This is a genomic window from Acinetobacter sp. Colony158, from assembly GCF_019264745.1.
In the GTDB taxonomy this organism is placed as follows: domain Bacteria; phylum Pseudomonadota; class Gammaproteobacteria; order Pseudomonadales; family Moraxellaceae; genus Acinetobacter; species Acinetobacter ursingii.
The window spans coordinates 1100253-1100700 of record NZ_CP078523.1 but is presented as its reverse complement, the minus strand read 5'-3'; the positions used below and the strand labels follow the sequence as shown (position 1 = coordinate 1100700).

Below are 448 nucleotides of genomic sequence, written 5' to 3'. Positions count from 1 at the left end.
ATGATCAAAAAAGCAATTTTACCAGTAGCAGGCTTGGGTACTCGTTTTCTTCCTGCTAGCAAATCAATTCCAAAAGAAATGGTGACTGTGGTGGATCGCCCTGCGATTGAATATGTGGTGCGAGAAGCAGTTGCTGCAGGCATTGAGCAGATTATTTTGGTGACACATTCTTCTAAAGCCTCGATTGAGAATTATTTTGATCGTAATTTTGAGCTGGAAACCATTTTAGAACATAAAAAAAAGTTTGATCTTCTTGAAGAAATTACTGAAATTGTTCCTACACATGTGAGTGTGGTGAGTGTGCGTCAGCCACAACCTTTAGGTTTAGGTCATGCAGTGCTTTGTGCCAAAAGCATCGTTGGTGATGATGATTTTGTAGTTTTATTGCCAGATGTATTAGTGAAAGCAAAATCTGAACAAAATGATTTGACACGTATGATTCAGCGTT

The 448-nt window shown here is 38.6% G+C and carries 1 protein-coding gene; it reads left to right on the top strand.

The window, feature by feature from the left end:
- Positions 1-448: UTP--glucose-1-phosphate uridylyltransferase (locus JR005_RS14535; RefSeq protein WP_267460116.1), on the top strand; the 448-nt coding region annotated here is incomplete at its 3' end.